Annotated in this window: 6 protein-coding genes and 3 pseudogenes; 6 read left to right on the forward strand and 3 right to left on the reverse strand. The window is 74.3% G+C overall.

What is annotated here, in order from left to right:
* Position 1: 1 nt before the first annotated feature.
* Together UG55_RS30775 and UG55_RS00470 are read right to left on the reverse strand one after the other, a co-directional pair.
* Positions 2–1,484 (reverse strand): annotated as a pseudogene (locus UG55_RS30775) (GAF domain-containing protein); the annotation flags it as partial.
* Complete coding sequence (locus tag UG55_RS00470) at positions 1,426–2,904, reverse strand: AAA family ATPase (protein ID WP_066061068.1); 1,479 nt, start codon at positions 2,902–2,904, stop codon at positions 1,426–1,428. The gene UG55_RS00470 and the pseudogene UG55_RS30775, both read right to left, overlap by 59 nt.
* A gap of 178 nt (positions 2,905–3,082) precedes the next feature.
* On the opposite strand from UG55_RS00470, the gene UG55_RS30780 reads away from it, so the two are divergent.
* The 5 genes and pseudogenes from UG55_RS30780 to UG55_RS29325 form a co-directional block, all read left to right on the forward strand.
* Positions 3,083–4,003: serine/threonine-protein kinase (locus UG55_RS30780; RefSeq protein ID WP_242423517.1), on the forward strand; the 921-nt coding region annotated here is incomplete at its 3' end.
* Between the two features lie 456 nt (positions 4,004–4,459).
* Complete coding sequence (locus UG55_RS30785) at positions 4,460–5,335, forward strand: WD40 repeat domain-containing protein (protein ID WP_255360397.1); 876 nt, start codon at positions 4,460–4,462, stop codon at positions 5,333–5,335.
* Positions 5,336–5,366: 31 nt separating this feature from the next.
* Positions 5,367–5,619, forward strand: a pseudogene (locus UG55_RS30790) (ATP-dependent DNA ligase); the annotation flags it as partial.
* A 1-nt stretch (position 5,620) separates the two neighbouring features.
* Positions 5,621–6,428: pseudogene (locus UG55_RS00480) on the forward strand (DNA polymerase domain-containing protein); the annotation flags it as partial.
* Between the two features lie 162 nt (positions 6,429–6,590).
* Entirely contained in the window at positions 6,591–8,969 is a 2,379-nt protein-coding gene (locus UG55_RS29325; RefSeq protein ID WP_066061074.1) for a vWA domain-containing protein, read from the forward strand.
* 56 nt (positions 8,970–9,025) lie between these two features.
* Here the strand turns inward: UG55_RS29325 and UG55_RS00490 are convergent, their stop codons facing one another.
* Positions 9,026–9,976 carry an aldose 1-epimerase family protein gene (locus UG55_RS00490; protein WP_066061077.1) on the reverse strand — a complete coding sequence of 317 codons (951 nt, stop codon included), beginning with the start codon at positions 9,974–9,976 and terminating at the stop codon, positions 9,026–9,028.
* Positions 9,977–10,576: 600 nt separating this feature from the next.
* Here UG55_RS00490 and UG55_RS00495 point away from each other — a divergent pair.
* Positions 10,577–13,012, forward strand: a complete 2,436-nt coding sequence (locus UG55_RS00495) for an MMPL family transporter (protein ID WP_083986245.1) — start codon at positions 10,577–10,579, stop codon at positions 13,010–13,012.
* Positions 13,013–13,107: the final 95 nt, after the last annotated feature.

The raw sequence follows: 13,107 nt of genomic DNA on the forward strand, positions 1-13,107 counted from the left end.
NGGGCACCGTGGTCACGGCCGATGAGCAGCGCTCCGTCGCACTGGTCGAGACCGGCGACGAGCGGGACGACCATGAGTGGTCCGGTGCGCTCCGTGCGCTCGGCGGGGAGGGCGTCGAGCTGGGCGTTGTCCACCCGCAGGGGCTGGCGTTCGGCGAGGACGCGGCCGGTGAGAGTGTGCTCCAGCGGGATGCGCCGGCCGGCGCGCCCCCTGGCCTCCCGGCCGCTGCCGCCGCCGCTGGGGGCGGCCCCGCCGGCGGCCTTGCCAGCGGCCCCGCCAGCGGCCCCGCCAGGGGTGCCGCCAGGGGTGCCGGGGGTGGCGAGGCCGGGGCTAGCGCTGGCGGGCGGGGACGTCACGGCGACGGCCACCTGGGCGTGGTCGCCGGCCCCTTCCTGGGCGCGCAGCGCGAGCGCCACGAACGTGGCGTCGGCGACGTCGAGCACCCGGCTGGCGAGCGCGTCGAGCGCGTCGGTGTCCCCGGCCATGAACAGTCGGGTGATCTCGGCGGACGCGGTCATCCACAGGTGTCGTTGCTGCGACTCGTGGTAGAGCCGCGCGTTCTCGATGGCGACCCCGGCGTTGGCCGCGAGCGCCAGCGCGAGTTCCTCGTCCTCGGCGGTGAACGGCACACCGTCGTGCTTGTCCGTCAGGTAGAGGTTCCCGAAGACCTCGCCACGCACCATGATCGGAACGCCGAGGAAGGTCCGCATGGGCGGGTGCCCCGGCGGGAAGCCGTAGGCGCTCGGGTCCTCGGCGATGTCGTCGATCCGGCGCGGCCGCTGGTCGTCGATCAGCAGACCGAGAATGCCCTGGCCGGTCGGGAGGTACCTGATCCTGGCGACTTCGGCGTCGGTCAGGCCGACGTGGACGAACTCCTCCAGGGTGCGGTCGGGCGCGACGACCCCGAGCGCGCCGTAGCGCGCTCCGAGCAGGTCGGTCGCCGCCTCGACGATGTGCCGCAGCAGCACGGGCAGCCGCAGGTCGGTGGCGATGATCCGGTTGGCCTGGAGCAGGCCACGCAGCCGGCTCTGGGTGGCGAGGACGTCCTGTGCCCGCTCGACGAGCTGGGTGAGCAGGTCGTCGAGTTCCAGGCGGGCCACGGTGGGGAACAGCAGCCCGTCGCCGGTGCCCGTGGGCAGTGTGACCGGCAGCGGCTGGCCGGGCTGCGCGCCCGTCACCGTCTCGCCGCGGCCCGCGGGGCCCGCGGTGGGTCCGGTCGTGGGGCCTGCCGCGGAGCGCTGCCGTCCCGGGGAACCCGGCGTGCTGGGCCGAGGTGTCGCGGACCGGGGCGTGCTGGATCGGGGCGTGCTGGATCGGGGCGTGGTGGACCGCGGCGGGGACGCGGGCGTGAGCGGACCCGTGATCGGGTGGGGGGCCGGTGCGGAGGCAGGGTGGGCGGTCTCCGGCGGGCGGGCGGCGGGCGGTTCACCGAACCGCCCGCCGTGCCGCCCGGTGGATGTCGGTCGGCGCGGGTCCGTGTTCAAGGGTCTTCGCCTCCGGCCACGGGTCGGTGTGGAAGGTGTGCTCCGGACCGGCCGGCCTTGACCGGTCGTCGGAGTGCGCGTCAGCCCCCGTGCTGGCGGTGGGCCCCATCCCGGGCGGTGGGGGCGCGCAGCGGAGCTGGACGAGGTCGGTGAAGGCCGCGCGGGCGAGCATGGCGGCCTGCTCGCGGTCGTGGCGGCGTGCCCAGGGGGCGTCGATGACGACGGTCTCGCCGCGTTCCACCGCGGTCCGTGCCCGCCGCAGCAGCTCGTCGCGCACCGCGTCCTGCATCGCCTCGTCGCTGTGGTCGCCCGGGGCGAGGTGCGCGAGTTCCCGCTCGACGGAGGCGTCCCGCAGCAGCGTCCAGCCTTCGGCCTCGGCGAGCCTGGCGGCCACGGCGGAGCGGCCGGTCTGGGCGGCACCGCCGACGAGGACCAGCCTGATCCGTCCGCGGCGGAGGCTGGCCAGGGCGAGGGAGGCGAGCGTCCTGGCCTCGGCCGCCGCGGCGCCCGCGCCCTGCGCGTACTGGGTGCAGGCGAACCGGCACATCGCGAAGGCTCGGTAGGCGATGTAGAGGTTCTCCAGGGAGAGCGGGTGCGTCACGGCCGTGTAGGCGCGGTACTGGTCCATCAGGAAGCGGCTGAGGTCGGCCCGGCCGAGGCGTTCGAGGTCCATCGCGAGGAACGCGATGTCCGCGAGCACGTCGCCGATCCGCAGGCGCTGGTCGAACTCGAGGCAGTCGAGAATGCGCGGGCCGTCGTCCAGGCAGTAGATGTCGTCGGCCAGCAGGTCGCCGTGGCCGTCGCGGATGCGCCCGTCGCGTTGCCGTTCGCGCAGCAGGGGCCCGCGGCCGTCGATGTAGCGGCTCGCGAGGTGGCGGATCGCGTCGACGGTGGTCCTGTCGAGCACCGGGCCGAGGAACGGCTCGATGCTTTCCAGTACCTCGTTCCACAGCCAGCGCAGGTTCGCCGGCGAGCCGGCCTCGGTGATCTGCGTCGAGGTGGCGCACCGGGCGTGGAAGTCGGCGAGCAGCCGGGCGACGGCGCGCAGCGGACCGCTGACGTCACTGCCGGCGATGAGCAGTGCGGACAGTCGGCGTTCCGCGGGCAGCCGCCGCATCACCACCATGTGGTCGAGCGCGTTCCCGTCCGGGCCGAGGATGTCGGCGACACCGAGGTAGACGTCCGGGGCGAGCCGGCGGTTGAGGTTGACTTCGGCCTGGCACGCGGCGAGACGTGCCTCACGCGTGCGGAAGTCCAGGAACCCGAGATCCGCGGTCTTCTTTATCTTGTAGACCCGGTCCCCGAGGAACACGAGCACGGACGTCAGCGTCTCGGAGAGAGCGGCGGGCAGGCCCGGCACCGCGCCGAGACCGGGCTCGGCGCCCACGGGGACCGCCATGCCGGTCGTCGCCATACGCATGGCATGAGCCTGCCGGGCGACCCCGGGGGAGCACAGCGTGCGTGAGTCGGCCTGGTGGCGTCCGAAGGTCGCACCCCGGGGGGCGGAAGGTCACCCGTCCCCCTATGATCGCCCTTCGTGACAGATCCGGTGNTGATGGGTGGGGACCCGTGGGGGGTGTGCTCCGGAAGTGGACCCGGTGCCGTTGTACGACTCGGCGCGAGTGGCCGCCGCGCTGCCCGGCTACACTTTGGGTGACCCGCTGGGTGTGGGGGCGTCCGGGCTGGTCATCGCGGGGTGGCATCACGGCCTGCAGCGCGACGTCGCGGTGAAGATCCTGCACCGTGCGCCCGACAGACCCGCGGCCGGTTTCGCGACGGAGGCGCGGCTGCTGGCCGGGCTCGACCATCCGCACGTCGTGCGGGTCTACGACTTCGTCGAGAAGGACGACTTCAGCCTCCTGGTCATGGAGAAGCTGAGCGGCGGAACCCTGCGCAGCCGGCAGCCCACGCTGACACCGCCGGCGGCGTGCGCGGTCGGCCTCGCCACGTCGGCGGCGCTCGCCTACGCGCACACCCGTGGTGTGCTGCACCGCGACATCAAGCCGGATAACATCCTCTTCGACTCCGCCGGCCTGCCCAAGGTGGCCGATTTCGGCATCGCGCGGGCGGTCAACGACTCCGGGCCGGCGACCAGCACCGTCATCGGGACTCCGCTCTACATGGCGCCCGAGCAGCTCGCGGGCGGTCGGCTGCGGCCGGCGACCGACGTCTACGCCCTCGGCGTGGTGCTCTACGAGATGCTCACCGGAGTGCATCCGGCGGACCAGGGGCAGCTCGCGGGCGACGAGAGCGGGCCACCCGCGCCGCCCGACGTGCCGCACCGGCTGGCCGTCGTGCTCGCGGGCGCGCTGGCCCGTGATCCGCTGGAGCGCACCGGGTCCGCGCATGCCTTCGCGTTCGACCTGGCCCGGGCGGCGGCGCTGGAGTTCGGCTCCGACTGGCTGTCGCGGTCCGGGATGTCGATCCAGGTTGATCACGAGCTGCTGGTCACCGCGGCGCTGGTGCCACCCGGCGCCCTCACCTCGTCGGTTGGCGCCGGGTCGGGGGGCGGCCCGCCANGGGGCAACTCGTGGAGGGGCAGCTCGTCGGGGGGCGGCTCGTCGGCCGGGGCGCTGCCGGCCGGGGTGCGCCCTGCCGGTCGGTCGGCTGGCGGCGGGCCCGGCGGCAGGTGGCCGGCAGGCCGAAGGGACCGGGCCGACCGGACGGGCCAGGTGGGCCGGTCGCGCCAGCCGGAGCGGGCGGATGATCTTCTTGGGCCGCGGGCCGGCGAGGCCGCGGGCAGGGGGACCCCCGCGCGCCTCACCGGCGGCGGCCGGTCGCTTCGGCTGCGGCTCGTTGGGCCCGCGCACAAGGCCGCGATCATGATCGGCGTGCTCGCGCTCGCCGTCGGCGGCAGCGGCGTCGCCTTCGCCTTCGTGTTCACCCGTGAACCCGAGGCGAAGGCACTCGGCCAGCCGCTGGACAGCTACCGCGACTGGGCGCTGGCGGCGGTGTTCTCCCCGGACGGCCAGGTGATGGCCACCAGTGACAAGACCGGCGACGTCTGGCTGTGGGAGGTGCGGGATCCGTCCGCGCCCAGCCGGATCGGACGTCAGCTCGACGGACCCATGACCGGTGTCACCTCCCTGGCCTTCTCCCCGGACGGGCGTGCGCTCGCGGGCGGCGGCTGGGACGGTTCGGTCTGGATGTGGGATGTCACCGACCGCTACGCGCCGGCGGCGGTGGGGATCCGGCTCTCCGGGCACGTCGGCCCGGTCTGGTCGGTCGCGTTCGCCCCGGACGGCCGGACGCTGGTCAGCGGGGGTGACGACGCGACGGTCCGGCTGTGGGACACCCGCCAGCGGGCCGCGCCGGTGCCGATCGGGCAGCCGCTGACCGGCCTCGACGGCTACGTCACCTCGGTGGCGCTGTCCGCCGACGGCCAGCTCCTCGCCGCTGCCGGTGAGGACAGCTCCGTCCTGCTCTGGGACGTCACCGACCCGGCGGCGCCGCGCCTGCACCAGCACGGCCCCAGGCTGCCCACCCCGGTCTACGTCGTGGCCTTCGCCCCGCGGGGCCGAACGCTGGCCACCGGCGGCGCCGACGGTGTCATCCGGTTGTGGGACGTGAATGACCCGGAGGGGCCGCGCCCGATCGGCAGGGAGCTGCGGGGGCACACCAACCGCGTCTGGTCGTTGGCCTTCGCACCCGATGGCGACACACTGGCCAGCGGCGGGCTGGACAGCGCGGTCCGGCTGTGGGACGTGTCCGATCCGGCCGCCCCGCGGCCGCGGAGCCGGCCGGCGACCGCGCACCGTGACTGGGTGCTGTCGGTCCGGTTCAGCCCGGACGGCGCCGTGCTGGCCACGGCCTCCGCCGACGCCACGGTCCGGCTGTGGTCGGTGCCCTGATCCGGCGGCGCGGTGGCGCTACCGTCTCCCAATGGCGGTGTCACAGTACGGCGAGCCCATCGAGCTGGACGTCCGCGGTCGGAAGGTGCGGGTCAGCAATCCCGAGCGGGTCTACTTCCCCGAAGCAGGGGTCACCAAGCTCGATCTCGTCCGCTACTACCTCGCTGTCGGTGACGGCGTCGTCCGAGCGCTGCGGTCGCGGCCGACTACGCTGGAACGGTGGCCGAGCGGCGTGGTCGAGGGTGCCCGGCTCGCGCAGCGTGACGGCACCCCCGGCGATGCCTNTTACCAGAAGCGGGTGCCCCGCAACGCGCCGGACTACGTGACGACCACCCGGATCACCTTCCCCAGCGGTCGCACCGCGGACGAGATCTGCGTGACCGAGGAGGCGGTCGTCGCCTGGGCGGTCAACCTGGGCACCATCACCTTCCATCCGTGGCCGGTCCGTGCCTCGGACGTCGATCATCCGGACGAGCTGCGGATCGACCTGGATCCGCAGCCGGGGACCGGCTTCGCCGACGCGGTCACCGTCGCGGGCGAGGCCCGGGCCGTCCTCGAGGAGCTGGGGTGGACCGGCTGGCCCAAGACCAGCGGCGGCCGAGGCCTGCACATCTACGTCCGGATCCAGCCGCGGTGGACGTTCACCGAGGTGCGCCAGGCCGCCATCGCGTTCGCCCGGGAGCTCGAGCGCCGCCGCTCCGACCTGGTCACCACCAACTGGTGGAAAGAGGAGCGCGGGGAGCGCGTCTTCGTGGACTACAACCAGAACGCCCGCGACCGCACGATCGCCTCGGCCTACTCGGCGCGGGCGCGGGCCTGGGCGCCGGTCTCCACCCCGGTGCGCTGGGACGAACTGGCCGACGTGCAGCCCCGGGAGCTCACCGTCCGCACCGTGCCGGACCGCTTCGAACGCCTCGGTGACCTCTGGGCAGGTCTCGACGACACCCAGCACGACCTCACCCCGCTGCTGCAGTGGTGGGAGCGGGACGTGGGGCAGCACGGCCTGACGGACCTGCCGTACCCGCCGGATCATCCGAAGATGGCCGGCGAGCCCCGCCGGGTGCAGCCGAGCCGGGCGAAGAAGACCACCTGAAGCACCCCGCTCGCCCCATATCGGCCTGACCTGCTACGGCTCGAGTGAGCCGCAGGTCGCCACACCCCCGCCCATAACGGGCGGCGAGCATCAGCTCGCGTACGCTGATCGACATACCCGAGGTCCCGTTCCGGTTGCCGTCGGTCAGGGGGGAGTCGGCGCGTGTGGATTGTTCTGCTCGACCATTCGGCGTCCATGACGGGGCCGTTCGGCACCGACTCCACCCGGGCGCGGTTCGGCCGCCGCCACGGCGGGCGGGCCCGAGCACACCGGGCCGGCCAGCGCCCTTCCGGCGGCCGGCAGCCAGGTGAGCCCGGTCGGGCGCGGGCGGAGCGGGACCCGCGTGCCGCCGCCCGCGGCCGGGGCAAGCTCGACGCGACCGTCGAGAGCGTGTCGAACACCCTCGCCGAGCTGCCGCCGGGCCTGCGCACGGTGCTGGTCGGCTTCACCGACTCGGCGGACGTCGTCTACGAGGGCCGCGCCGGTGACCGCGCGGCCTTCGAGCGGACGCTGCGTACCGCCGGCCCGGCCAGCGGCGGCGCGGACGTCGCCGCCGCCCTGGAACGCGCCCGGGCACATCTCGCCGGGCTCGCGGAGCGGCCGCCCTTCGTACGGCTGCTGCTCGTGACGGACAATCTCGCGGCGCCCGGGGATCTCCTCCAGGCCGCCTACGACTGCGCGCGCTCGGGCATCATCGTGGACGTGGTCGTGCTCGGTGACTCACCACAGGTGGCCGAGCTGGCCGCGGTGATCGTCGACGTCACCGGTGGTGACTGGCAGGCTGCCCCAGGTGAGGGTGACCTGGCCCCCGCGATCTCCGCGGCCGGCCGCCGGGCCGCGCGGCAGGTGCTGCAGGCGAATGACGACCCAGACGATCCGGACGATCCGGACGACGCGAAGCTCGCCCCACTGGCCGCCACCGTCACCGCTACCGCTACAACGACAGGCGCAGGCGCGGAAGCAGCCACGGCAACCGCGCCCCCGCCGGCGACGAGGCGCGCCTGGGCAACTCCGCCCGCGCCATCTGCGCCGGCGCCCGCATCTGTGCCGGCGCCCGCAACTGTGCCGGCGCCCGCATCTGTGCCGGCGCCCGCAACTGTGCCGGCGCACACAGGCCCACCGGCGCCCGCGCCCGTGCGGGCGCCGGGTGCGCCGGGTGCGGGGGAGGCGTCGGCGGCGGCGAAGCCGGCGGGACAGGGGCCTGTGGAGCCGGGGCGGACCGCCCACCGCCGGGTCGATGTCGCCTTCCCGGTCTTCACGCTGGTGCCGACGGTCGCGAACAGCGACGTCGAGCGCATCGGCGAGTCGCTGCGCACGATCGTGCCGTTCCTGGAGGACCTCACCGGCCTGCGCTACTACCCGCCGCCGACCTACGTCACCGACGACACCACGGTCACCCGCCTGCGCCGCACTTGCGAACCGGACGCGCGGTTCCTGGCGGACGAGCTTTCCGGCGAGGTCCCGCCCGGTGTTCTCGACGACGAGGAGGAGGCCCTGGCCGAACGCGTCCGCGAGATCCTCGTGGTGTTCGGCACCCACGTGCTCGACGTCGGCCCGGATACCGATCTGATCCACGTCCGGCGGGAGGCGATGGGCGGCTTCGTCCGCAACGTCCGCCGCTGCCTGGCGGGGCGCCCGACCCGCCTCGACGGCGCCGCGGCCCCGCCGGGCTTCCCCGACCCGCCGGTGATCTGGCGCCAGCGCTGCGCCGAGGACTTCCCCAGCTTCGCCGGTCTCTACTGCGAGCTGGTCGTCCGCTACGCCGATCGCCACATCCGGGCCCGGTCGAGCAACCGGATCGACCCCGAGGTGCGTGCGCGGCTGGTCGCGGAGCTTGGGCCGCGGGCGGCGGCCGCGATCGAGCGGTCGGTGGGTGGGGTGGTCGTCGAACCGCCGATCGACCTGGACTTCCGGGCTCGGCTGGGCGCGGCCCTGGACGAGCTGCGTGCTCTGGTCACGTCGCGGGAGCAGGTCACGTCCGACTACCTGAGCTCGGGCGCCAACACCTTCGGCGTCTTCCGTTTCTCCGGCGGCGCCGGGCGTTTCGGGCGGTCGGGCATGCTCGTCCCGACCTCCGCGCCGGCGGTGCTGATCGGCGCCGGCGCGCTGTCGAAGACCGCGGCGGCACTGCGCGGGGACGCCTCCCTCGACGAACCGATCTGGGAGCGGGCCGCGGAGTTCTGCGAGCTGGCGTTGCTGCACGAGCACGCCCACGCGGCGATCGCGACCGGCCTGGACGAGCACGGTGCGCGGGCGGCCGCCGTCGGCAGCTCGGTGTGGGCGGCCGGGTCCGGCCTCAACGAGGCGCTGGTCACCTGGGCCCAGGCGCACTTCTACCGCGACAACCAGCGGCTGTACCGCGAGTGCGCCCAGTACATCCGGTCCGGCCCGCGCAGGTCCTGGCCGTACCGCGGTGCGGAGGCCCTGGAAGGGCTCTACCGGCGCGAGGGAATCGAGGCGGTGCGCGGGTTCGTCCGGCTGCTGCGTGCTTCACCCGAAGCCGCGCAGGCCGAGTTCGACCGCCTCCCCGAGAGCGGCTGACGGTCGAGGAGGCCGGCGGTCGGGGAGGCCGGCGGTCCTCCGGGCGGGAACGGCCGTCAGGCCGCGGAGCCCCGGACCGCGAACCGGGGAACCACCCCCCACGAGCCGCCGAACGACTCGCCTGGTTCGAGCACCCGCAGGCCGTCCCCGCTGTTGAAGGCGTTCGCCGGGCAGGTCATCGGCTCGACGGCGATGCTGCGCCGGCGCTGCCCCGGGCCGAAGCTGTCGCCGGTGAACAGCTGCACGTAGGGCCAGGTCTCGTCCTGCCAGATCGTGAGCGTGCCGCCGGCCGCGGTGAGGGTCACCTCGGCACGGCCGGAACCGGCACGCGCCAGGTCGGTGAAACAGGTGTCGAGGGCGAGGCCGCCCAGCCGGCGGGGCTGGCGAAGGTCGAACGGGCTGCCCGCGACCGGCTGGGCGCCGGTGGGTATGAGACGTCCGTTCACCAGCAGGTGCGTCTCGGCGGGCACGGTGACCGTCAGATCGTCCGCCCGCACCGGGGCGCCGTCCGCGCCGGGGAGGACGAAGTAGGGGTGGGCGCCCATGCCGACCGGCGCGGCCTGAGCGCCCAGGTTGGTCGCGGTCAGCGTCACCGTCAGTCCACCCTCGGCGAGGGAGTAGAGGGCGGAGAAGGCGACGGTGAACGGGTAGCCGGACTGCGCCCGCAGCACGACCTCGGCGCGCGCCGTGCCCTCGTCGAGGCGGTGCAGGTTCCACCCGAGCCAGCGGGTCAGGCCGTGGCTGGCGTTGCCGAGGGCGACCTCGTTCACCGGCAGCTGGTGCTCGGTGCCGCCGAAGGTGTAGCGGCCGCCGTCGACGCGGTTCGGCCACGGGAGCAGCAGCTGCCCGCGGCCACGGCTGGCCATCTCCCCGGTGTCGTATCCGTCGAGGACCGGGATTCCGCCGACGCGGTAGTCGCGCAGGCCCCCGCCCACCTCGGTGATCACGGCCCGGCTCTCGCCGTGCACCAGCTCGAGCTGGTGCCCTGACGGTGCGGTGGTGTCCATCGCGTTACCTCTCCCTGCCCTTTTCGACCCGTCTCACTGGTCCTGCCGACCCGGCCGAGGGTCCTTTCCGGCCCCACCGCGTGACGCGCGTGACGCCGCGCGGGCGCCCGTGAGGCGCCCGTGAGGGGCCATCGACCATCATCCGCGATCGCCACGCCAGTGCTGGCGGCGGTGGCGGCCGTGGTTTCATCGGCGGCTTTCCGCCACCGGGGGGCGGGCCGGCGGAATCCGACCACCTGGGAACAGGGCCGGGAATGCCTCCGTGGCCGCCGCCGCCCGCCCGGCGCCCTTTCTGCCCGGTGCGCGGCGGTGGTGGGGAATCCGCGTTCCCGCCGCGGGTGGGCCTTGTCACTGCGGCCGCCAATTCGTGCCACCGGTTCCCTTTGTGTGGCCCGCGGCGGTGCCCGCGGTTTACGCAGATTCCTCACCCACCCCTGTGAAGAGCCGTCAGAAGGGCACTGAAGTGCTGTTCTGGCGGGGGTTGTACCAGCGTGCCCAGTCGGGGTTGCGCAAGGGGTCCAAATAGAGAGTACCCGGATTGTTTTGACCGCCCCCACTAAAGGTGGAAAGGGGCTTATTTTCCCGTTCTAGGGTGTTCAAATGACCGACAGGCCCGAGAGACCAGCCGGAGTCGTGGGGATTATCGCGCGTTCCTGCTCCCGTCATCGCTGGCTTGTCCTGGCGGTATGGCTGGTCGCGTTCGTGCCCGCGGTGCAGCACATCCGCGAAGGCGGAGCCCGGTATGCCCAGGAGGTCGCGCCCACGGGTTCGGAATCCGCCCGGGCCATGGACGGCGTCGCCCGGGCCTCCCCCGGCGGCCGGCTCCCGGACGTCGAGACGATCGTGGTCCGAGCACGCCGCGGCACCGTCGACGGCGGTCGCGCCCGGGAGCGGATCACGGCGCTGGTGGCGGAGATCGGCCGTCTTCCCGGCGTCACGCTCGTCGCCGATCCGGCCGGGCCGATCGGCGCGGCGACCGCCGGCGTCGACCCGATCAGCGCGGACCGCCGGACGGCCCTGGTGTCGGTGCTCATGGAGGATGGTGCGCTGGCCCCCGACCTGGGAGCCGTCCGCGGGGTCCTCGAAGCCGCCCGCGCCTACGACGGCCCCGAGATCCAGGTGGAGATGGCCGGCCCGGGGGCCACGATGATCGGCTCCGCGGACCTCTCGCCGGCGCCGCTCGCCGTCGCCGCCTTCGCGGTGATAGTCCTGCTCGGGGTCACCCTCCGCTCCCGGCTGGCCGTCGTGGTGTGTGTGCTGCCCGCCGCGGTGTGTGCGGTGATGGCCGTCGCCGTCACGGCACGGCTGTCGGAGACGACACAGCTCACACCGTTCGCGCCGGTGACCGCGGCCGTCCTCGCCTTCGGCATGTGCCTGGGTGGCGCCGTGGTCGCTGTGCACCGCACCCAGTCGGCCCTGCTGAGCGGCCAGAACCGGGTGCAGGCCGCGGCCCTGGCGGCGACGGCCTCCGGGTCGGCGGTGGTGGTCGGCGGGCTGGGCGTCACACTCGCCCTGCTGGTCACCGCCGCGCTGCTCCCGAGCACCTTCGGTGCCCTGACGCTCGCGTCCGCCGCCGCCACGATGATCTCCGTGCTGGCGCTGCTCACCCTGCTGCCGGCCCTGCTCGCCGCGGGCGGCGTGCGCCTGCTCGGCTGGGCCGAGCGGCACTACCTGGCCATGGCCGGCGCGGGGCTGGCCCGGCGGCCCGGGCTGCGGTCCTGGTGGGCGGCCCAGGTCGGCCGCTACCCGGCCCTGGTCGCCATCGCCGTCGGGGTGCTGCTGATGGCCCTGGCCAACCAGACCGACGGGTTGCGCGTCGGCGGCGGCGACGCTGGCACCGATCCGACATCCATGACCACCAGGCGGGCCTACGACCTGGTCAGCGACGGCTTCTTCCCCGGCCTCAACGGCCCGGTCCTGCTCGCGGTGGACCGGGGCGTACCGACCACCCCCGCCGAGAGGATCATGCAGCCGGACGCCGTCGCCGCCGCCGTCCGGGGCACGCCGGGAGTGTGGTCGGCGGACGTCTCGCTGGACGACCCCGCCCGCGGACCGGCTGTCATCCGGGTCCTGCCCGTCGCCGGCCCGCGCAGCCCCGAAGCCAGCGACCTGGTCCGCAGGCTGCGCGACGAGGTGCTGCCGGCCACGTTGGGCGGCACGGTCACCACCGCCGCGGTGGGCGGACCCACCGCGATGTTCGACGACGCGGCCGAGGACTTCCGCTCCACTCTGCCGCTGTTCCTGGCTGTGGTGCTGCTGACGGTCGGGTTGGCGGTCTACGTGGTGGCCCGCTCACCGGTGCTGTCCGTCCTGCTCGGGGCCGCCGCCGTGCTCGGTGTGCTCACCTCCGCGGGCGTGCTGCGCGTCCTGTTCCAGGATGTGGACGCGGCCCGCCGGCTGAGTGTCATGACCAGTCCCGTCGAGCCGTTCGTGCTCGTCCCCGTCATGGTGGCCGTCTTCGGCCTGGCGCCCGTGATGCATCTGATCCTGTTCACCCGCCTGCGGGAGGGCAGCAGCGTCGAGGCCCCGCGGCCAGGTTCGGGTCGCGGGGAAGCGCTGCGCGGTGCGGCGCGGCTGCTGGCCCGCCGCCGCGACGGGGCACGGCCCGACCCCATCCGTGACGGCCGGGACGCGATTCGGCGCGGCCACGCCGACCTGGGTCATGTCGTGCTGACGATGAACTTCGTCATGATGTTCGCCTTCCTCGCGATCGCGGCCCAGCCGCCGAGGACGCTGAAGATGCTCGGCTGTGGCCTGGCCGTGGGTGTTGCGGTGGACGCGGTCCTCATCCGCGCGGCGATCCTGCCCGCCGCGGTGCACCTGGGTCAGCGCTGGGCCACCGACCGTGCGGCCCGCGGTCGCCAGGGCACGGCCGCGGGCGGGAAGGCCGCGGGTGGGAAGGCCGCGGGCGGCTCCGGCGGCGGGGCGGGTACGGGGACGTCACCGGACTCCAAGGACTCCAAGGACTCCAAGGGATCCGGGGGCGCGTCGGGCGGCAAGATCGCCGGTGGCTCGGGCGCCCCGCTCGTCCGCTGACTCCCGTCCGGATCGCCGTCCGGGAACGGCCGGACCGGAACTCATTGACCGACATGCCGGCACAAGACTGGACGGACGCCCCTGTCGGCGGCATC

Source organism: Frankia sp. EI5c (assembly GCF_001636565.1).
Classification (GTDB): Bacteria; Actinomycetota; Actinomycetes; order Frankiales; family Frankiaceae; genus Parafrankia.

What these genes read in the sequence shown, in the direction of transcription:
- UG55_RS00470 (WP_066061068.1), bottom strand. Translation starts at nt 2,904, where the DNA reads ATGCGTATGGCGACGACCGGCATGGCGGTCCCCGTGGGCGCCGAGCCC.
- UG55_RS30785 (WP_255360397.1), top strand. Translation starts at nt 4,460, where the DNA reads ATGGCCACCAGTGACAAGACCGGCGACGTCTGGCTGTGGGAGGTGCGG.
- UG55_RS00490 (WP_066061077.1), bottom strand. Translation starts at nt 9,976, where the DNA reads ATGGACACCACCGCACCGTCAGGGCACCAGCTCGAGCTGGTGCACGGC.
- UG55_RS00495 (WP_083986245.1), top strand. Translation starts at nt 10,577, where the DNA reads ATGACCGACAGGCCCGAGAGACCAGCCGGAGTCGTGGGGATTATCGCG.